This is a genomic window from Citrobacter sp. R56 (genome assembly GCF_016811995.1).
Taxonomy (GTDB): Bacteria; Pseudomonadota; Gammaproteobacteria; order Enterobacterales; family Enterobacteriaceae; genus Citrobacter_D; species Citrobacter_D enshiensis.
On sequence record NZ_CP069159.1, the window covers coordinates 1163604 to 1183401 of the forward strand.

Genomic DNA, 19798 nt, shown 5'->3' on the forward strand with positions numbered 1-19798 from the left:
GGCTGCACACGGCCAGAACGTGCAACCCATGACGCATGCAAAATCATGCACCTGATGCATGCACAGCTAAAAAACGGGAAATTCGCGGAAAAATGGCATAAAAAACGACTTTGAAAATACCGGTCATGGTCAGATTTTCAAGGGCAGGCTAACGCCTCGCGAGGCTCGTTGTTCAAACCCGCTGACGCCAAAATCTAGTTTTTGCATCAGCGCGTTTACCTATTCAGCTTTATAGAAAATTTCGTCTTTTTCTTCGTTGCTTTCGCTGTTAGCTAGGTCGGCAATCAGAGTTAGTGCCAGCTTCAAATCTGCCGGTTTGCAGTTGGCAATAAGAGATACCTCGGCGATGAATTGCACACAAGCCCACTTTTGCTGCGTTCGGCTGAAATGTTCCCCAACCATGAAATCCCTCCCAATATGATGACTGTATATTTATACAGTATCACGTATTGGCAAATGATGGGAAGAGAAAAAGTGAATCAAGCAGGTGTTGTATGTGCATGATATGGATGTGAATTAGTCGATTTTTAGCTTTGATGCTTCTGCCAACGCTGCAACACGATTGAGGATTTTCCTAGCCTTCGCTTGGTTCGATGGAACAGTGGAAAATATCTCCCCTTTAGATGTTCCCCTTAGCCATTTTCCATCAAAGCAGCTTTTACCACCGGCCATAAGATGCAGGGCTTCGCCCCGGCTGATGTTGATGCCGGTTGTCAGATGGATATCGTCGATAGTCTTCTCTATCGCGGCGTTTTGCTCATCCGTGCCGTGGATAAATTTCTCCCTTTTTGGTGGCTTTGGCTTCTTGAGTCGGTTCGTCAGCTCTCGCCTTTCGCGCCGGCTCAGGGGTTTTGATAAATCGAGTACCGGTGGATCGCTTTCGCTTCCCGTACAGTTATTGACAGAACTCCGAGAGGGCGCAGGAGCGCCCTTAACGTCAACGGCCAAATCAACGGCACGCTTCGGTACAATTTTCCATTGCGTGAGTCGGGTTAAAATCGGGGTGCCAGCACCGACAGCAGAATCGTACACGCCGCGAATGCAGACAGTTTCCTCACCATACTGGTTAAACTCGGTGCGCGGTTCGTAAAGCGTGCGCACCTGCAAATCATCGCGACGGACAAATGGACCACCCTGCGCATTAACATAGCCAGCCCAGTCACCAGCGTCAGCGGCGTCATGGACAGCCGCGAACTCAACACTCAGACCGTGCGCAGTCTCGGTATCTGCAAGGCGACGCAGTTCACGATAAACAGTCACTGGTGCACCGCCGATAAACTGAAACTGACGAATATGCCAGCGTGCCGCCCATGCTGAAACGGCGGGGGCAGTCTCTTTCAGTAGCTCACCGTTTTCGTCATCTGTTTCGTCATCAAGAGCGTAGCCGTCGATATTTTTCGAGATGTATTTCGCGACGTAGCCGGTTGCGCTGCCTTTCTCCGGATCAATGGCTTCTGCGTGGAAACGTGCTTTTTTGGCTTTATCGCTTTTGAGTTCGTGAAAATCTTCCTGCCATGCGTAGTCCCGAATAATGCCACGAACGGTATCGACGTCCTCCGGGAGCATAAACATCAGCATATGCCAGTGAGGACATCCATCATGGTGAGGCTCTGCAACTCGGATCCCGAAAATACGAATTTCTTCACGGTGGAGTTTTGCGCGTATGCGAGCCCACAGGCTTGTAAGATAGTTTTGCGTATCGGATGGGTTGGCTCCGTTCCATTTGGTGTTACGGTAGCCTGCCTTTGTCGTGGCGTGATATTTAGACGGCGCGGTCAGGGTGTAAAACTCACCAACATAACCGAGCTCATTGCAGATATTTTCAAATCCACGAATGCGGGTCATAAGCTCGCATCGCCGAATAGCGGGGTTAGCGACTGAGCCGTCGTATTTTTCAATCAGGCTAATACGGTTGCCGTCCTCGTCTTCGAGCTCCAGACCCTTGAGAAATTCGCGCGTTCTGCGCTTCTGCTCACGCCAGTCTGTCACGCAGTTTTTACTTGCGTAGACATGTTTTTTCTTACTGACATTTCCGATTGCGATTTGCAGGTGTTCGCGCCACGCAGCCGCAACGCGACGCAGACGGCCACGCCACCATTTTTCTGAAAACATACGGGCAATTGCTGGAGCGACTTTATCCTGATCCCAATATTTATCCCGCGACTTTTCCCACTCTGGTGGCATTATCCTGAATTGCAGAGTGATGAAACCAGCATGCATATACCAGGCATTTAATGTCTCCAGTTCACACATGTCAGAATCGTCAATGTTGACTAACTCTGCACGGATAAAATCGGCGATATCAGCAGCCAGCAGGTCGATGTCGGCGCGTGCCATATCCGGGAGTCGGTTGCATCTGGCGACCATGTTGACCATGCGAGACGCCAGATATTGCATAAGCTGGGTATCGAAATGACAACCGAAAACAGCGGCTGATACGTTGCTGTTAATACCGGTGCACTCGTATTTTTTTGCGACCAGTTCAAGACGCGGCAATGCCTTTTTGCAGAAACTTATTAAAAAAGCATTGGCTCGTTGACTGCCCTGATTTTGCTCCAGTACCGCAGCAGTGCGATAAACATCAAAGCGCACACATTCGGGCTGGAGCGAAAGCACTTTTCTCGCATGCAGCAAAGCCGCGAACATACGGTCGCGGCGATACTGTTGGTCGTAGGTAAGATATGGACTGGTTATTGCCGACCGTGGAGCATTCCACGGAAAAGCGAATTGAACAGCCAATTCATACCCCCCGATAATGCTTTGATTTAAGCTCGGCGATTTGCTGGCAGGTCACGCACAAGCCCACACCCGGAAGTGCAATGCGTCGGGCTTCCGGAATCGGTGCGTCACATACTTCACAGAGAAAACGAGAAGGCGCAGCAATACGACTGCGCGCGTTGCTGATGTGGCGTTCGCGCTCTTCCTGCTCGCGCTGTTGTGCTAAATCCATTGCGTCGGCCATTAGTGCAACTCCTGAGATTCATTTTCAAAGCGGGTGGCTTCACGGCGTAGCAATTCAGCGGCCTCTTTGCCGTTCATACCTTCTTTGGTTATATGGATAGCCAGCGCCTCAAGACGGATTGAGACGGCGAGTGCGCGGTCTTTGCGTTCTTCTTTTTTGGCATCTGTCAGCAGTACGGCCAACGCGTCACTATCAGTGTTAAAACTACGAGGTTCGGTATTGCGCATAACTAACTCTCCTGATTTCGGGCAATAAAATGCCCGGCGGGTTTACGCCAGATAATTAATTGTGATTAATTAGCTATAGCCAAATACAACGGCAGGTTTACTTTTTAACTGGCTGATAATTTCAGCTTTCAGACCATCCTTAAACTCTTTGCAGCACTCCCACTCAGGGTCAACACGAAGTATTGCACCGTCGCGGGTTTTAATTTCAAAGCCGTCTTCCATATTCGGAATCATGGCTCCCAAAACAATTCTTAATTCATCGCGTGACATGTTTAATCCCTTTAATAATAAAGTGGACAATACGAATAATTAAAAAGCCTGACGACTTCGGCGGCTTTGTTTCCAGCGCTTTTAATAATTCGGACTGTGAGCAGCACGGATGCCAGCGCTTACCATCTTTCCCCGCAATCCAGCCGTGACCGTAATGCATGCCGGGACTTTGCTTAACGAGCAGAGAGGCGAATGAAGGTTCATTTTTCAGCACAGGCACCTCACACCAAACCGAATGTTGCGCCAATGCCGGTCATGGTGTCGACCACGCTCGACATTGCCGGGTTAGCCTGGATGCGAGCCTGTAACGCCAGCGCCGACAATGACAACATGCGAATACCGGCGTTAACGCTTTCAACCATGTTGTGCTTACGAGCAGAGGTCAGGCGTTCATCAGATGCAGCACCGCTCGCCAGTTCGCCGAGTTCACTCATTGCGCGCATGACATAAGTCTGCAATTTGTCTTTAGCCAACTCGTTAACCGGCACGCATGGCAGACAATGTATCTGCGCCAGAAAGCCATCAACGAGGGTTGAGTCTTCGGTCAGGTCAGTCAGCAGCCATAACTCAGGCGGCGTGAATTGGTGAGGCTGTTCCGGGTTGAGCTTGTTACGTAACGTCTGAACATTCATACCCGCACGATCGGCCAGCTTCGCCATGTTGTGACGCTGCGCGAAAGCCCGGCACGCTTCGTCATAGTGGGGATGTTTGGAAATTTGAAAATCAAACATGTATTTTCCCTCGCTATCTTAAATAATCGAGTTGCTCAGGCTGCCACATAGCGGCAATTAAGTCCCTGAGCCAAGAGTCGAGCACGGAAGGCAACCATATTGATACGCGCTGCACCACCGTCTTTTTTACGAGGCATCAGGAGGAGGTCTCCATCAGCAACCATCTGTTTTACAGTGCGAATGCAGTAGCCGTAGCATTCGGCAAATTCGTCATAAGTCATGAGATCAGCGCCGGGCGGGATTGCAATTTGTGGAGTCATAAGTAATCATCTCCGGTTACTAGTTGGTTTGGTGCATTGGCGTGCATTTTTAAATTCAAGTGAGAATCTTATCTCGAAAATGCGAGATGTCAATTTGGATTTTCGCGATAACTCGGATTTTTAAGATGAGATTGGATGAGTTAGAGGGTGGAAAAGCAGTGCTGCAGCGCATTCTTGATGCGTATGGCTTCACCATGCAAAAACAACTCGGTGACTTGCATGAGCTGTCATCGGGAACAATCAGCACTTGGGTTAGGCGTAATTTTTTCCCCGGGGATGTTGTTGTTGCATGCGCTTTGGACACTGGGGTGTCTTTACGTTGGTTGGCAACAGGGAAGGGGAACAAGTTTGATGCAGACCATACTAATGGCGAAATGAAAACATTAGACCGATTGGATATTGTTGCAGGTAAGCTGCAGGAAAACGGTCATTGGATTGTTGATGCTAACCTCTTTTCTAATGAGGCGACGCACCCCAATTACATAGTAAAAGGCCAGCAATCTTGGATAGTTGACTTTGATATGACTGATATAGCAAATGGGCGATGGATGCTCAGTATCGACGGGGATCATGATATCTATGACGTTGCAAGGATCCCGGGGAACAGAATAAAAGTCAGCAACTCTGATGCCGATTTTCAATGCTCAGTTTCTGAGGTTAAGTGTATTGGCATGGTGCTGGTAAGCCTGACGAAATCTAGCTAATGATATGAGTGTTAAAAAACTGACATCGGGTGAATGGCTTTGTGATTTCCGCGTCGACGGGGCTGAAAGTCGCCGCGTGCGTAAGAAGTTTTCAACCAAAGGTGAAGCCGTTGCCTTCGAACAGTATTACCGAGAAGAGGCACAAAATAAGCCGTGGATGGGTGAGAAGGAAGACCGTCGACGTTTGAGTGAACTGATTGAGCTGTGGCATAACCTCCATGGTCAGTCGCTCGCTGCCAGCAAATCACGATTGGCCAAACTGCACATTGTTTGCCGGGGTCTTGGCGACCCGATCGCTACCCAGCTTACCGCCAAAGATTTCGCACATTATCGGGATAAACGCCTCAAGGGTGAAATCGACAATGGCTACCACGCAAATCCTGAAAAGTGGATTGCGAAACCTGTGACTGTGAACCGGGAACAACAGTACCTCGAAGCTGTTTTCAATGAGCTGAAGCGCTTGGGTGAGTGGAGTCTGCCAAATCCTCTCGAAGGTGTGCGAGTTTTCAAAGAAGCCGAAAAAGAAATGTCCTGGCTTACCCAGCCTCAAATTCGCGAAGTGCTCAACGCGTGCGAATGTTACGGAAAAATTTACTTAACTCGTATCGTCAAAGTATGCCTTGCTACTGGCGCTCGATGGAGCGAGGCCGAGCGTCTTACTCGTTCACAGCTTTCGCCCCACAAGTTGACTTTCACGAAAACTAAGGGAAAGAAGAATCGTACAGTACCGATCCCTCGGTGGCTATATGACGAGTTGGCTCCTTTGCAGGGAAAAATGTTCCACCCCTGCTATCAGGAGTTCAAGAAAATGCTTGCTCTAACCAATATACAATTAGCTGAGGGGCAGAAAACGCATGTTCTTCGACATACTTTTGCTAGCCATTTTATGATGAATGGAGGGAATATCTTAGTTCTCCAGAGAATACTTGGGCATGCTAACATCCGTGAGACTATGCGTTACGCGCATTTTGCTCCTGATCACTTGGAGGAAGCTGCTACTTTAAATCCAATATCGGAGCTGAATGGGTGATTGTTTCCCTTGATTTATTGCATATTGAATAAATATGCATCAGTATATCATTACTTTTGGTTCTATGGGCTTAGCCTTCATTTTGCGGATGTGTATGTCATGTTTGAGCAATTCGGGCGTCTCTCACAAAGTGCAGTTAAAAATCTTCATATAAAGAGTGCACTAAATCCAATTCTATGGCTATGCGCTATTGCAATACCTATGCTTGCATGGGTTGCTATTTATTTTTCGAAAACACCATTCTATCTGGTAGTTTATATCATGGTGTTCTTAATAAGTCTTTTAGTCCTTGTCGCTTGTGGTGTTTTTATTTATTTCGCTGTAAGAAAACCAGAAAAGCTTCAATCAGAAGACTATCAATTGCGGCATGAATCCATACAGTGGATGCAACAAAAAGGTGGGGATCTTAGTTTTACTCCAGCCTCGGTTGAACAAATAATAAATCCAGCAATAAGCCAATCGGCTAACAAGGAGGGTGAGCAATGAAAGTGTTTATGCTGTCTTTTATGTCTTCCTCGGGAACGATAACCAGACAAAAAATTCAGGATTTTCTTGATGAACAACGTGAGGTTTTGAATTGGTTCGGAGCGATGCCAAACACAATTATTATAATATCTAATGAGGATGTTTTTGACTTGTCACAGCCGTTAAGAGAGCATTTTGGTGCTGATTTTACTTTTATACTATCGGAGATTGAACCAACTAAAACAGATGGCTTTATCAATAAAAAAGTTTGGGATTTTATAAATTCCCCTAAGGCCTCCGGGCGTTGGTAAGGATGATATAATGTATGAGTTAAAGCTGTCAGGATGTTTTTGATATGCTTAGCGCATATGAATTTTTTCAAAATTTATGGTTTATTTATTTTATGAGGTTCTAGGATGAGTGCTGAAGATAAGGATGATAAGCTTACAAAAGAAGATTATATAAAGGTTATCAAATATAAACGAGGTACGCTCAATTTTATAGAGATATGTTTTGTTTTCATATTTTGTAGTGTGATATTTAGTTTGGGGTGGCTAGATTCAACTATCAATTTTTTATTGCAGTCTAATAGTAGTGATTTTCGTAAGATGCCCGCAGGTATTCAGATTATATTTGCTACCTCGCTAGATATAGCTTACACGGTCATTTATGGCATATCTCCCATCCAGAAAATTATCTTGAAAATTTCAGGGTATGAGGATAAAAATGACGGGAGAAAAAATGGTCGGATCATGCCAGATATTGTAAGTAACCCTGATAAAATTGAAGATGAATCATTCGAAAGTTATCTTCAAAAATTGATTAAAGGATCTGAACGTCTCTCAAATACTATTCTTTCTCGTGGGAGTCTCTATTTATTTTTAGGAATTTTATTCTCTATATGTGGGCTATCCTTTTTTTACATGCAGGCGCACACTCTTAACCCTGAGTATGATATTACAAGACAAATAATATCATTGCTTCCGAATTTTGGCGTTTTGTTTTTTATTGAGTTGATTTCATTTTTCTTTTTAAAACAGTACAGGGTAACGATGGATGAGTTTAGATATTATGAAGCTATAAAGCGTTCTCGAGAAGAAATGTTGACGGTGATTAAGCTCTATCTATCAATCGGAAAAGAATCGGATTTAAGCGATGTTTTGGACAAAATCAGCTTTAGCTCTCAGGTTGGTAAGTTAGAATCAGGGCAATCAACGGAATTACTTGAGTCAAGAAAGCTTGATAAGAATGAATTGGACTCATTGACTAAAATCATAGAGGCTGCGATAGGAAAGCTTGGTTCTGGAAAATGAGATGAATATTGGCTAACAAAATTAGGTTACTGATGTCCACATCCTGCCCACGTAGCATGTTTTTGGCTGCACTTGATTGCACCAGTGATACATATAACTAACTGTTTATAATAAAAAATGTATGTTTATCAATGGTGTCAGGTAAAAGCGTCTTAACTAAGATATCGCTCAGGCGACATCCTGTTAAAAAGGGCTGGCCAATTGGCTGGCCCTTTTTTTATGGCTGATTAGTTCATTTTGTTAACTTTTTTGTCATGTATCATTTACAATGCCTCCGTCGTCGCAGGAGGAACCGTGGATATCGGGACATTTCGCCAGTCAGATCATCAATACAACGCGGCATGGCTCGCGCTGTTCGCGATCCTGCTGGTTGTTGTCGCGCCGCTGATCTCGGTTTCTCTGCAAAAAGACCCCATGAGTGCAATGCCGGGCATGCATCATGAGATGAGCATGATGGCTGAACCCGATGAGCATCATCAACAGTCTGCGCCCGCAACGATGCCTGTCGACCATGGAGAAGCGTGCGGCTATTGTGTCTTGTTCGCGCATGTTCCTGGGTTGATTCTGGCGATTGTGCTTCTGCTGTGCGCAATACTGCTCCGGCAGAAAAGTGCGCCCCCGCGACCGATTGTTAAACACTGGCATTTCTTTCCCTGGCTTCTCCCCAATACGCGCGCGCCGCCGCGCAGGTCTGCTATTTCCTGATTCTTACAATAAGTTTGTGCGCGAAAGCGTCATGACACTCTTTTGCTTGTTCTGAGGAAAAGTATGACCACCTGCACTTCACGCGCGGCATGGATTACCCTGCTGCGACGTCTTCATTTCTATATTGGTCTGTTCGTCGGGCCATTTATTTTCGTGGCGGCCTTAACAGGGACGCTGTATGTGGCGACGCCACAGCTGGAGGAGGCGCTCTATTCGCAAGCGCTGCAAGGCAGTGTTCAGGGTGAGACGCAGCCGCTGGCGGCCCAAATCGCCATCGCTGAACAGGTAACCGGCGGACATTTGCGATTGCATGCTGTGCGTCCGGCTCTGGAAGCGGGGCAAACGACACGCGTCATGTTTGCCGACCCTGTATTGAATGCGTCGGAGAACCGGGCAATTTTTATTGATCCGGTTACGCTGGCGGTAACAGGCGATATGACGGTCTATGGCACCAGCGGTATTTTACCGCTGCGACAATGGATCGACTATGCGCACCGCTCTTTGCTGCTCGGCGATGTTGGGCGAATTTATAGCGAGCTGGCCGCCTCCTGGATGTGGGTGGCGGCGCTGGGCGGCATTATGCTCTGGTATTTTACCCGTCCTAAACGTCTGCTGAAAAACCGCGTACAGAATCATCGCCGTCTACATGTCACGCTGGGATGGCTTTTGCTCGTGGGGATGCTGCTTTTCTCGGCAACCGGCCTGACATGGTCGCAGTGGGCTGGCGGCAATGTGGATAAAATGCGGGCCACTTTTGGCTGGCTAACACCGCAGGTGAACACACAACGGGATGGCGTTATGCCAGTGCAGGATGAACATGCTGGTCATCATGGGCACTCTGCGGGAATGCCGATGCCTGCAAAAAGCGTTGATGCAAACGCGTTTGATGCAGTGTTGCATGTCGCGCAGGTATCAGGAATTGATGCCAGAAGGCTGGAGATCCGACCGCCAAAGGACGTGCAGCATGGCTGGACGGTGACGGAAATCGATCGCCGTTGGCCAACTCAGGTTGATGCTGTTTCTGTGGATCCTCAAACCTTGCACGTTATCGATCGTACGCATTTTTCTGATTTCCCGCTCATGGCGAAACTGACGCGCTGGGGTGTGGATTTTCATATGGGGATACTGTTTGGCGTGTTAAACCAGGTCGCGTTGATCGCGTTCGGGGTTGGGCTGTGTCTGATGATTGTGATCGGCTACCGACTGTGGTGGATCCGTCGCCCGGCACGCTCAGTGGTTAATCCCGTTCAGACGCTTGCACAGGGGATTCTCGCGATCAACTGGCAAGGAAGGGTCGGCCTGGCGGTGCTGGCTGCCGCGCTGGGGGTAGCGATGCCAGTGTTGGGAGTCAGTCTCTTGCTGTTTATGGTTGTTGACTGGCTGCGCTGGTTCAGTGCTTCTCGTACTCTCCAGACGCAGTCAGCCGACTAAATGATTAAGGCGTGCTGATAACGATGGCAACACGACGGTTTTCAGCACGGCCTTTTGCCGTTTGATTACTGGCGACCGGGTATTTTTTGCCTAAACCCTGGGTCGTCAGGTTCGTACGCGGAACGTTCGCACCTTGAGCCCAGGCATCTGCCACCACATTTGCACGCTTGAGCGATAACGCTTCGTTGTAGCTGTCTTCGCCGTAGTTATCCGTGTGGCCGTCCAGGCGGGCATGGTTCAGTCCGGTAGACGATAATCGGGAAGCCATACTTTGGATCTGCTTCTGGCTTTCCGGGCGCAGTTTGTAGTCATTTTTATCAAACAGAATGGTATCGGAAAGTCCCAAAGACCAGTCTCCGGCGGATTCGGTAAATCCGTATGACTTCATCGCTGCAATCTGCTCTGGGGTAAATTTGCCCTGCGGCTGTGCCTGACAACCCGTCAAAATCAAGGTGGCCAGAATAAATGGAGAAAAAAGACGCTTCATCATGTGTGTAATTCCTTATTATTTAATCCAGCGTGCAGAACGCTGATGTTTAGCCTGATACATATTACGATCGGCCAATTCTTGTAATTTTTCAGCGGTCGCATTTTCCCACGTCAGGGCGAAACCAATACTCAGCGTCATGTTCGCCAGATGCCCATTAAGCAGATCAAAAGGCCGGTTAAACTCTTGCGAGAGTGCGGCGCAAATGCGTTGGACTTCATATTCTGAATGAACGCCATAAAGTACCATGGCAAATTCGTCCCCGCCGAGGCGGTAAGGGTGATGGCGTTTACCACCAAATTCCGCCAGCCTTTTCGCCACTTCAATTAAAACCCGGTCGCCAGCTGCATGACCCCAGGTGTCATTAATTAATTTAAAATTGTCGCCATCCAGGAATAACAATGCCGAGCTGCTACGGGCGGAATTATCGTTCATCAACGCGTTAATGCTGCTGCGAAATGCAGCCCGATTCGCAAGACCGGTTAAAGGATCGTGCAATGCAGTACGCAACAACTGGGCATTTTTAGCCTGAAGTCGTAATTGCCACTCTTCCATTTCATCCAGCAGACTATTGAAATCCTGCGCAAACAGATGAAACTCTTCAATGCGCTCCTCGGAAACCCGGCGTGAGAAATTACGATTAGTGCGCACGTCGTGTACCACGTCCGTGATATTTTGCAGTGCATCAACCACGCCATTGTGCAAATAGCGAGTGAGAAGAATCGCAATGCCTGTCGCCAGTAAAATACACCCGGTAAGGACCGCCAAAGACAACCAGATAAAATGGCTGATGAGGCTGTCACGGGCGGTCAGGCGAACTTCACCGATCACATTGCCGTTATGCCAGACCGGTTGAGTGACCGGTAGCGGAAACAGCCAGTGGTTGACTAAGCTACTCAGCTTGTCGTCGGTGGCTCTGGCATCATAATGCCAGGTTGCGAGCAATTTCTGATTTTTGTCGCGGACTTCTGCCGCTGAAAATTGGCCTTGTCGCCCCAACGCCGCCAGCGTTTCTGCCGCAGCAGTCCCATCAGAAAACACCAGCGCAGCCTCAAGGCTGTGGGTCATTGTGGCGGCGGTCAAATCCAGATTTTTTTGCGCATACTGTTTCAGCGTCAAAACAGACGCCACGCATAACAGCAACCAGATCAGGGTCATCGTCACTACGACGCTAATCATACTGATGCGTCGTAATGTCCGTTTGAACGTCGGCCGCGTGATTGGGGAGAGATTCTTACCCATGCTTTTGATTCCGTGCAAGCATCAATACGTCCGGATTTACTCTGACGCCACTGCGCGAGAGTGCATCCAGATTAACGGAGAATCTGACTTCATCATTGTTAATAATCAAACAAAAAGCGCTGCCGATAATACACTCGGGATTTTGTTCTGCAATTAATAACAATGCCTTAGACGGATATTTATTCGTTAATTCCACCTGATAGGTAGGGGATTCATTTCCGAAATAAAAACCATCGCAACGCGCGGTCAGTGCTTCCTGTTCCGAGCGGATGATAACTGGCTGGTAGGGTAATGACCCCGAATGACTATCTCCAAGTGCACTGGTGAAACGAGACGAGGAGAAAATACACAACCTTGGTGGTTCTGATAACGAAGGCCAGCGTGTATAGCTGACGATGCCAGAAACTATCGAACGCACAGATTTGGCTTCGTCGGTCATGCTCGCAGCGTAAAGTGGCAATCCCGCCATTAAAAGCGTTAGCAGTAATATGAGTCGGTGAGAAAATATCATAGACAGGTCCTCACCAGCATCAGCTGTAAAGCATTTAAATACATCCGTGATTGTTTACAACAAAATAACATTATTTTGCCTGAGAGTCATTACACCCTACAGATTAATAGATGTCTCTTAAGGTAAATCTCATGCGAGTATTTATTCGTAAGGTTTTTATTAATTGAGCCGAATTGCGCTTGCCCCTTCGTCGGCACCTTTTTGCCAGGCGCTGCGTATCTCACTGGCATTTTCTACGGTATCGCAGCTGGCGGGGAATGTTTTCCCTGCCAGGCCTCTGGCATACGCTAAATCTTGCTGGCAGGTTTTTCGCTGGCCTTCTGCATAACCTTTAAGGTATTGCGCCCGGTCGACTTCCGGGTCATTAAATGTATCGGCAAGCATGTCGTTATCTTTAACGGCATATCCTGCAATTGCATCTTCAATACCGGCATCGTACCAGTCAGTACCGGTCCAGGTAGGGGAGAACGTATAAGGATCTATCTGACATCCGCTGAGAAATATTATGAGTAGTGCGCCTGCGAATCGCTTCATTGCCTGTTCTCCTGTGTTTTTCAAAGCATAGCGGATTAATAAATACCGGAGTGTAAATTTATAATTACATAAAGATGCTTACTGGCTGCACTAAAGTTGATGTCTGTAAAATAAAATTTACGGAATGTGGATTGAAATCTTTACCTGTTGTGGTATCGTTACGCCATCCTCACTGAGGAAAACTATCGCAAACGAGCTAAACAGGATCACCATCATGCAAAAAGACGCGCTGAACAACGTACACATCACTGACGAACAGGTACTGATGACGCCAGAACAACTGAAAGCGGAATTCCCGCTGAGTTTGTCACAAGAGGCGCAAATCGCCCAGTCACGTAAAATCATCTCTGACATTATCGCCGGTCGCGATCCTCGTCTGCTGGTGGTGTGTGGGCCATGTTCTATTCATGATCCTGAAACTGCGCTGGAATATGCTCGTCGATTTAAAGCCCTTGCCGAAGAGGTCAGCGATAGCCTCTACCTGGTGATGCGCGTCTATTTTGAAAAACCCCGGACTACCGTTGGCTGGAAAGGGTTGATTAATGATCCTCATATGGATGGCTCTTTTGATGTGGAAGCCGGATTGAAAATTGCGCGTCAGCTGCTGGTTGACCTGGTCAATCTGGGACTGCCGTTGGCAACAGAGGCATTGGATCCTAACAGCCCGCAATACCTGGGCGATCTGTTCAGCTGGTCCGCTATTGGCGCTCGTACCACTGAATCGCAAACTCACCGCGAAATGGCATCGGGTCTTTCCATGCCGGTTGGGTTTAAAAATGGTACGGATGGTAGCCTGGCGACAGCGATCAATGCGATGCGTGCCGCTGCACAGTCGCACCGTTTCGTTGGGATCAATCAGGCGGGCCAGGTTGCGCTGTTGCAGACTCAGGGTAATCCGGATGGCCATGTGATACTGCGCGGCGGCAAAGCACCTAACTACAGCCCTGCCGATGTCGCACAATGCGAAAAAGAGATGGAACAGGCAGGACTGCATCCTTCTCTGATGGTAGATTGCAGCCATGGTAACTCGAATAAAGATTACCGCCGTCAGCCTGCCGTGGCTGAGTCTGTGGTTGCGCAGATTAAAGATGGAAATCGCTCAATCATTGGCTTAATGATTGAAAGCAACATTCACGAAGGCAATCAGTCTTCTGAGCAGCCGCGCAGCGATATGAAATACGGTGTGTCTGTGACAGATGCGTGTATTAGCTGGGAAACCACCGATGCACTGCTGCGTGAAATTCGTGGAAATCTGAACGGTCATCTGGCGGCGCGTGTAGCATAAGAGGCTTGTTATGGTTGCTGAGTTGACCGCATTACGCGATCAAATAGATGAAGTGGACAAGGCGCTGCTGGATTTGCTGGCGCGCCGTCTGGAATTAGTGGCTGAAGTCGGTGAAGTTAAAAGCCGCTTTGGACTGCCGATTTACGTACCTGAGCGAGAGGCCACGATGCTGGCTTCGCGCCGTGCTGAGGCTCAGGCGATGGGGGTTCCACCCGATCTCATCGAAGATGTGCTGCGCCGGGTCATGCGTGAGTCCTACTCCAGTGAGAATGACAAAGGGTTTAAGACCCTTTGCCCTTCTCTGCGTCCGGTGGTTATCGTCGGTGGTGCCGGTCAAATGGGGCAACTGTTCGAGAAAATGCTCACGCTTTCAGGATATCAGGTACGCATTCTTGAGCAGCAGGACTGGGATCGCGCCGGGGAGATTGTTGCCGATGCCGGGATGGTGATTGTCAGTGTGCCAATCCACGTGACTGAGCAGGTGATTGCAAAACTACCGCGTTTACCGTCCGACTGCATTTTGGTCGATCTGGCATCGGTGAAAAACGGCCCTGTGCAGGCGATGCTGGCGGCGCATGCCGGACCGGTTCTTGGTCTGCATCCGATGTTTGGTCCGGACAGCGGCAGCCTTGCGAAGCAGGTGGTGGTCTGGTGTGACGGTCGCCAGCCGGAGGCCTACCAGTGGTTCCTGGAGCAAATTCAGGTCTGGGGAGCACGTCTGCACCGCATCAGCGCTGTCGAACACGATCAAAATATGGCGTTTATTCAGGCCCTTCGCCATTTTGCTACCTTCGCTTACGGGCTGCATCTGGCAGAGGAAAATGTCCAGCTTGAACAGCTTCTGGCGCTTTCTTCTCCTATTTATCGCCTTGAACTGGCGATGGTGGGACGCCTGTTCGCCCAGGATCCGCAGCTGTATGCCGATATTATTATGTCGTCAGAAAGCAACCTTGCGTTGATCAAGCGTTACTACAAGCGTTTTGGTGAAGCTATCGAGTTGCTGGAGCAGGGGGATAAACAGGCCTTTATTGACAGCTTCCGCAAGGTCGAACACTGGTTTGGTGATTACGCCAAACGCTTCCAGAATGAAAGTCGTACGCTGCTACGTCAGGCGAATGATAGCCGTCAGTAAGTAAGATGCCTGATGACCACGCTGGCGCGTCTTATCAGGCCTACAAAAATTGCATGAATTGTAGGCCGGATAAGCGCAGCGCCATCCGGCATTGTTAAACGTTAGCTCGGATCCACCGGCACCACGTTCTCGCTGGGATAACAACCCAGGACCTTCATGGAACGGGTGATCTCTCCCAACTCCTTCAGCGCTTTCTGCATCTCCGGTAATTCCAGGTTAGCCTGGATGTCGAGGTAAAACATCTCTTCCCACGGATTACCGTGGATCGGACGTGATTCCAGTCTGGTCATGATTAGATTGTGGTTGCGCAGCACCAACAGTGCTTCAACCAGCGCCCCCGCCTGTTGGCCAGTTGCCATTAACAGTGTCGTTTTTGCCGGAACCTGATCGGAAACGTTGATTGCTTTGCGTGCCAGTACGACGAAGCGGGTAATATTTTGCGTCTGGTTCGCTTCAATACGCTCAAGGACCTGCAAACCGTGTAATACGCCGCCAGCCTCACTTCCCAGCGCGGCAACGTGTGGAGAGTTCGCCTGTGCCACTTTTTCCATCGCTGCAGACGTGCTTTCGGTGTATTCGATTTTCCAGTGTGGGTGACGGCTCAGGAACTTGCTGCACTGCTGGAAGGGTTGCGGGTGGCTGTATACCGTTTCGATGGTATTCAAATCGGTCGTGCCAGAAACCAGTACACAGTGGTCGATAGTGATGGTCATCTCGCCGACGATGGACAGCGTCGTGTGCTGCAGGAGATCGTAAACGTCGTTGATGGCGCCGGAGCTGGTGTTTTCAATCGGCACGACGGCGTAGTCTGCTTGTCCGGTTTCGACCTGATTAAAGATATCGGCAAATTTTGCACAACCGCTTTCGATAAACTGCTCAAAGTGGCGGGCGGCATACTGACGGGCGGCGAGGTGAGAGTAAGAACCTTTGGGCCCAAGGAAAGCCACACGCGCAGAGTGAGGGTTAATCTTATTCAGATGTTGCTGCAGCAGGGCCTGTTGGGTAAGTACGGAGTCTTCAATAATGAGCTGGAACAGGCGGGTGATATAGTGCGCATCCAGATGATGCGCTTTGCCGAGCGTGATCAATCTGTCGAGCAAATCACGTTCACGATCGATATCGCGCACCGGGCGATGAGAGAGCAATTTAGCTTTGCCCACTTCAACCGCCAGCTCACGACGTTCAGCCAGCAAGGCCAGCAATTTTTCATCCAGCGAGCTGATCTTCTCTCGCAGTACCAGTAACGGGTTTTCCGATGTCATAGTGTTGCCTTTCTTGTTATCAATAAAAAAGGCCCCCCGGTTTGGGAGGCCTTGTTGTTCGTCTTCGCATTCTTTTTCACACGACGAAACGCCTCCCATTCAGGGGAAGGTAAAAAAGAATGCGAAGAAGAACGGTGTTGGTTTCATGTCATTTTCCTTTGGTGACAAGAGTAAAGTACCCGCACTGTTTTAACCCTGTCAACAAAAAACGCGCCCGAAGGTGCGTTGAGAAGGCCCGTCAGATAAGGCGCTCATTGATGAATCAATATGTTATGAGCGCCTCATTAGCCCTAATACACCCTAAAATGCCCTAGTTCATGGACATTATGTGGACACTTCCGTGCATTGGATTAAATCGTATGGCATCAGTCAGATAATCTGGGGCGAAGTGTGCATATGTCATTGTTTGCTCAATTGTCGTATGCCCCAAAATGCGCTGTAGCGTGATGATATTCCCACCGTTGATCATGAAATGTGTTGCGAAGGTATGGCGTAAAACATGCAGTGCCTGACCTTTCGGCAAGTCTGGTTTTATCTTGCGCAAAACATCACGAACCCGTTCATAGTTGGTATCGAACAATTTCCCCGATTTACGAGTGAGGATATAGTCTGCTATTTCCTCTGATATCGGTACAGTACGAGCTGGGCCAGTTTTTGTCTTAACAAAGGTTACACGGTTACTTATAACGTGCTCAGCTTTGAGATTACTGGCTTCACCCCATCGTGCACCAGTATTCAGACAAAGAACGACAACCCTGCGGTCATCCCCGGTAAGAGCATTCAGCAAGTTGCAGATCTCTTCTTCAGAGAGAAACGACATTTCTGTATTTTCCAGACGCAATTTCTTCACTGTATGGAATGGGTTTTCGTGATGGAACTCTTCCATATCAATCAGCAGACTGAACATGCTGGATATGACACAGAAATCCCTGTTAACCGTTCCGGCCGAGACTCCGCTATGAAGCCTTTCTGCACGATATTTCATCAGAAAGTTACGAGTAAGTTCGTACACTCTGGGTTCGGCCATTTCGCGATTGATTTTATCCAGGCGCTTTTTATATGAGTCACCATAATTGTGATTCTTTCCATGGTAACTCCACCATATAGCAATCAAATCAGATAGTAGTCTTCTGTCTGCGGGTTTATCCTGCCACTCTTTATCGTGGAAGTTTGTCAGAACATACTTTTCATATGCCTGAGCTTCCGCTTTACGACTAAATTTGCGACGAATTCTTCTTCCTGAAGCTCCGCGCGGTCTTACGTCCACTTCAAAACGACCATCATCGAGCTTCTTGATCGACATAGCGAAGCCCTCCGATATCTGAGTCATTATGTAACTTTTGATTTAAAGCATAGAAAAACCAGACAATTAACCAACCTTCTGGGTGGAAGGGGACGATTTTTTGTCGCCTTGCCCATCAGGGGAGAGAGACGGGGCTATTTGTCCTGCAGCTGGTGCCGTTTTGTCTGTCATTAACCAAAGGGTGTATTTCGTGAATCGTGGATGATTTACAACTTTATCAATTATCCCCATACCAGCCTCCCGCTGTCCGCTCTCGTAATTTCTGACTGTTCCTAAGCCAATTTCCATCATTTTTGCAAAATCAGCTTGGGTAATTCCTTCGGCGATTCGCATATCTCTTAGTTTTTTTGCATGACTTCTTGACGATGTCATCATTTGAGGATTATCCTTTGGTTGTGTCATCATTTGATGACGAAAAACACACCCTAGGACGCCTTAAAGCATCCTAGAAATCCAAACTGACGGAGGATACCACAGATGAAGGAAGCAGCAGATAACACGCTGTCAGAGCTGGTGACGCCAGAGCTTTTTGCTGAATATATTGGCAAAACACCTGCCGCAATTCGCAAGATGGCGATGGCTGGAAAATTGCCAGTGATCCGCATGAAGGATCCTCTGAACCCATCGAAGAAAGGTGGTGAAATTTATATTCATCGTGGCGAGTGGGATTCTTATGCAGAACATCTTGCAAAAGAGGCTCCACCCGAGTGGCACGATTGGAAAAATCGGCTATTCACAACCGAAAAATACAGAACTCAGAATTAAATATTAACTTCATTAGATAATGTGAAATTAACTATGAAAAGCAAATATGCCACGCTTATTCGGAATTTGTTGCAAAGCTATCACGCACAGGCAACAGTGATTGATAAAGAAAATTTCTCTGTCCACAGTGACGGTATTCATTTGATGGAGTTGAATCTTCAGTTGGCTAAGTGTCTGGAAGGAATATCTGCAACAGCACGATTTAATAATGATGTTGATGATTTTGCTGAACTTCACAAAATTACCCTGATGGCATTTAAGGGCGATATACCAACGGAAGATAATGTTCCAGTGCTTTCTTCTCTTGCTTCAGGGGTAATGAGAAAAAGCAATTCTAATCTGAAAGCTGTTTAACATTAAGGGAATGCCATGAATCATTTAATGATTGACATTGAAGCAATGGATGATAAATCTACCGCAGCAATTACGGCTATTGCTGCAATTTTCTTTAATCCTGAAACTGGTGAAATCGGTGAAACATTTTATCGTCGAATCAGTCTTGATGATGCTATGAGCAACGGTGGTACAGTCAGTGCGGAAGCTATAGAGTGGTGGTTACGCCAGTCCTCTGAAGTCCGTTGTCAGTTACTTGATGATGATTGTCAGGATATAGAACTGGCAATCTGTGATTTCTATTCATTCGTTAATGAAAATGCTGACCCCGCGAGTGTGAAGTTATGGAATGGGTGTCCATCACTTCACAGTTCTGTGTTGCGGCATGCTTTGAATAAGTTTGCAGGACAGTGTTTTACCCGCGGCAATGAGCAGTCCGTTATTACGATTGTTGAACTTGCCTCGACGCTGGGGCTTAACATGGACAGTATTATTCCTTATACGTTCACTCGCAATGCATATAACCATGCAATCCACAACATAAAAATTGTTTCTTATGTCTGGATGTATCTTGTCAAAATAGCCAGTGTGAAATAATCATGCTGAAAGTGACCTCTCATGCAAGTGAAAGTGTCATTAATAAGGCATTTTCAGCGCTGGCGGAATATTACAACGGCAAAAAGGTATATCAGGTTATTAAGCCGAATCAATATTTCTCTGTTCATGTTTCCTATCGCTGGCGTTTACTAAGCAAGGATAGAGGCAGAAGCTGGGAATTAATGACGCATGAAAGATATAACAAGCAGTACAGAATATAACTTTTGCCTTTTATTCATTATTTCACAC

Annotated in this window: 29 protein-coding genes and 1 other annotated feature; of the genes, 13 read left to right on the forward strand and 16 right to left on the reverse strand. The window is 47.8% G+C overall.

All coding sequences use genetic code 11. The features are described 5' to 3' along the window. Positions 1-219 precede the first annotated feature (219 nt). From JM656_RS05575 to JM656_RS05610, 8 genes are all read right to left on the reverse strand, one after another. Positions 220-402, reverse strand: coding sequence for a hypothetical protein (locus JM656_RS05575; protein WP_203360334.1), 183 nt, complete (start codon positions 400-402; stop codon positions 220-222). 114 nt (positions 403-516) lie between these two features. Continuing rightward, a complete protein-coding gene (locus JM656_RS05580) occupies positions 517-2739 on the reverse strand; it encodes a replication endonuclease (RefSeq protein WP_203360335.1) in 2223 nt (740 codons plus the stop codon). Between the two features lies 1 nt (position 2740). Further along, positions 2741-2962: a TraR/DksA family transcriptional regulator gene (locus JM656_RS05585; RefSeq protein WP_203360336.1), complete on the reverse strand. Its 222-nt coding sequence runs from the start codon at positions 2960-2962 to the stop codon at positions 2741-2743. Further along, positions 2962-3189: a DUF2732 domain-containing protein gene (locus tag JM656_RS05590; RefSeq protein WP_001246240.1), complete on the reverse strand. Its 228-nt coding sequence runs from the start codon at positions 3187-3189 to the stop codon at positions 2962-2964. The genes JM656_RS05585 and JM656_RS05590 overlap by 1 nt, the downstream gene beginning before the upstream one ends. Positions 3190-3258: 69 nt before the next feature. Further along, the gene (locus JM656_RS05595) at positions 3259-3459 is read right to left on the reverse strand and encodes a hypothetical protein (RefSeq protein WP_000085637.1); all 201 of its coding nucleotides are present in this window, start codon (positions 3457-3459) and stop codon (positions 3259-3261) included. Continuing rightward, positions 3446-3673, reverse strand: coding sequence for a phage filamentation protein Fil family protein (locus tag JM656_RS05600; protein WP_203360337.1), 228 nt, complete (start codon positions 3671-3673; stop codon positions 3446-3448). The genes JM656_RS05595 and JM656_RS05600 overlap by 14 nt, the downstream gene beginning before the upstream one ends. Positions 3674-3680: 7 nt before the next feature. Further along, entirely contained in the window at positions 3681-4190 is a 510-nt protein-coding gene (locus tag JM656_RS05605; protein ID WP_203360338.1) for a phage regulatory CII family protein, read from the reverse strand. A 35-nt stretch (positions 4191-4225) separates the two neighbouring features. Further along, on the reverse strand, positions 4226-4450 hold the full coding sequence (locus JM656_RS05610; protein WP_097408529.1) for a hypothetical protein: 225 nt from the start codon (positions 4448-4450) through the stop codon (positions 4226-4228). A 125-nt stretch (positions 4451-4575) separates the two neighbouring features. Here JM656_RS05610 and JM656_RS05615 point away from each other — a divergent pair, with 125 nt between their 5' ends. The 7 genes from JM656_RS05615 (at position 4576) to JM656_RS05645 (ending at position 10098) form a co-directional block, all read left to right on the forward strand. Next, positions 4576-5154, forward strand: coding sequence for a phage repressor protein CI (locus JM656_RS05615; RefSeq protein WP_238929199.1), 579 nt, complete (start codon positions 4576-4578; stop codon positions 5152-5154). A 4-nt stretch (positions 5155-5158) separates the two neighbouring features. Next, positions 5159-6184, forward strand: a complete 1026-nt coding sequence (locus JM656_RS05620; RefSeq protein ID WP_203360340.1) for a site-specific integrase — start codon at positions 5159-5161, stop codon at positions 6182-6184. A 99-nt stretch (positions 6185-6283) separates the two neighbouring features. Beyond that, a complete protein-coding gene (locus tag JM656_RS05625) occupies positions 6284-6670 on the forward strand; it encodes a hypothetical protein (RefSeq protein ID WP_203360341.1) in 387 nt (128 codons plus the stop codon). Then, positions 6667-6960: a hypothetical protein gene (locus JM656_RS05630; RefSeq protein WP_203360342.1), complete on the forward strand. Its 294-nt coding sequence runs from the start codon at positions 6667-6669 to the stop codon at positions 6958-6960. The genes JM656_RS05625 and JM656_RS05630 overlap by 4 nt, the downstream gene beginning before the upstream one ends. Before the next feature lie 105 nt (positions 6961-7065). Continuing rightward, positions 7066-7962 (forward strand): hypothetical protein, encoded by an 897-nt coding sequence (locus JM656_RS05635; RefSeq protein ID WP_203360343.1) that lies wholly within the window; start codon positions 7066-7068, stop codon positions 7960-7962. A gap of 294 nt (positions 7963-8256) precedes the next feature. Beyond that, entirely contained in the window at positions 8257-8667 is a 411-nt protein-coding gene (locus JM656_RS05640) for a DUF2946 domain-containing protein (RefSeq protein WP_370552304.1), read from the forward strand. A gap of 63 nt (positions 8668-8730) precedes the next feature. After that, complete coding sequence (locus JM656_RS05645; protein ID WP_203360344.1) at positions 8731-10098, forward strand: PepSY domain-containing protein; 1368 nt, start codon at positions 8731-8733, stop codon at positions 10096-10098. 4 nt (positions 10099-10102) lie between these two features. Here the strand turns inward: JM656_RS05645 and JM656_RS05650 are convergent, their stop codons facing one another. The 4 genes from JM656_RS05650 to JM656_RS05665 form a co-directional block, all read right to left on the reverse strand. Further along, entirely contained in the window at positions 10103-10588 is a 486-nt protein-coding gene (locus JM656_RS05650; protein ID WP_203360345.1) for an OmpA family protein, read from the reverse strand. A gap of 15 nt (positions 10589-10603) precedes the next feature. Next, positions 10604-11827, reverse strand: coding sequence for a diguanylate cyclase DgcN (gene dgcN, locus JM656_RS05655; protein ID WP_203360346.1), 1224 nt, complete (start codon positions 11825-11827; stop codon positions 10604-10606). Continuing rightward, a complete protein-coding gene (locus JM656_RS05660) occupies positions 11820-12338 on the reverse strand; it encodes a YfiR family protein (RefSeq protein ID WP_203360347.1) in 519 nt (172 codons plus the stop codon). Before JM656_RS05660 ends, dgcN begins: the two co-directional genes overlap by 8 nt. A 159-nt stretch (positions 12339-12497) precedes the next feature. Next, on the reverse strand, positions 12498-12872 hold the full coding sequence (locus tag JM656_RS05665; protein ID WP_203360348.1) for a DUF2799 domain-containing protein: 375 nt from the start codon (positions 12870-12872) through the stop codon (positions 12498-12500). 214 nt (positions 12873-13086) lie between these two features. Between JM656_RS05665 and aroF the strand changes: the two genes are divergently transcribed. Together aroF and tyrA are read left to right on the forward strand one after the other, a co-directional pair. After that, on the forward strand, positions 13087-14157 hold the full coding sequence (aroF, locus tag JM656_RS05670; RefSeq protein ID WP_162382701.1) for a 3-deoxy-7-phosphoheptulonate synthase AroF: 1071 nt from the start codon (positions 13087-13089) through the stop codon (positions 14155-14157). Between the two features lie 10 nt (positions 14158-14167). Further along, on the forward strand, positions 14168-15289 hold the full coding sequence (gene tyrA, locus JM656_RS05675) for a bifunctional chorismate mutase/prephenate dehydrogenase (protein ID WP_192613126.1): 1122 nt from the start codon (positions 14168-14170) through the stop codon (positions 15287-15289). Positions 15290-15390: 101 nt separating this feature from the next. Here tyrA and pheA read toward each other — a convergent pair whose 3' ends face one another. From pheA to JM656_RS05695, 4 genes are all read right to left on the reverse strand, one after another. Beyond that, entirely contained in the window at positions 15391-16551 is a 1161-nt protein-coding gene (pheA, locus tag JM656_RS05680; protein ID WP_203360349.1) for a bifunctional chorismate mutase/prephenate dehydratase, read from the reverse strand. Between the two features lie 22 nt (positions 16552-16573). Next, positions 16574-16699: a sequence feature (Phe leader region), on the reverse strand. After that, a complete protein-coding gene (pheL, locus tag JM656_RS05685) occupies positions 16651-16698 on the reverse strand; it encodes a pheA operon leader peptide PheL (protein WP_102000890.1) in 48 nt (15 codons plus the stop codon). It overlaps the preceding feature by 48 nt. Before the next feature lie 162 nt (positions 16700-16861). Then, a complete protein-coding gene (locus JM656_RS05690) occupies positions 16862-17854 on the reverse strand; it encodes a tyrosine-type recombinase/integrase (protein WP_203360350.1) in 993 nt (330 codons plus the stop codon). 66 nt (positions 17855-17920) lie between these two features. Continuing rightward, positions 17921-18229 carry a DNA-binding transcriptional regulator gene (locus tag JM656_RS05695; protein WP_203360351.1) on the reverse strand — a complete coding sequence of 103 codons (309 nt, stop codon included), beginning with the start codon at positions 18227-18229 and terminating at the stop codon, positions 17921-17923. Positions 18230-18331: 102 nt separating this feature from the next. Between JM656_RS05695 and JM656_RS05700 the strand changes: the two genes are divergently transcribed. Genes JM656_RS05700 through JM656_RS05715 form a run of 4 tightly spaced genes read left to right on the forward strand, consistent with a single transcriptional unit; the run spans position 18332 to position 19770 of the window. Further along, positions 18332-18619, forward strand: a complete 288-nt coding sequence (locus JM656_RS05700) for a Cox family DNA-binding protein (RefSeq protein WP_203360352.1) — start codon at positions 18332-18334, stop codon at positions 18617-18619. Positions 18620-18652: 33 nt separating this feature from the next. Continuing rightward, positions 18653-18973 (forward strand): hypothetical protein, encoded by a 321-nt coding sequence (locus JM656_RS05705; RefSeq protein WP_203360353.1) that lies wholly within the window; start codon positions 18653-18655, stop codon positions 18971-18973. Positions 18974-18988: 15 nt separating this feature from the next. Further along, positions 18989-19549: a 3'-5' exonuclease gene (locus JM656_RS05710; RefSeq protein ID WP_203360354.1), complete on the forward strand. Its 561-nt coding sequence runs from the start codon at positions 18989-18991 to the stop codon at positions 19547-19549. A 2-nt stretch (positions 19550-19551) separates the two neighbouring features. Next, positions 19552-19770, forward strand: coding sequence for a hypothetical protein (locus tag JM656_RS05715; RefSeq protein ID WP_203360355.1), 219 nt, complete (start codon positions 19552-19554; stop codon positions 19768-19770). The last annotated feature ends 28 nt before the right edge of the window (positions 19771-19798 follow it).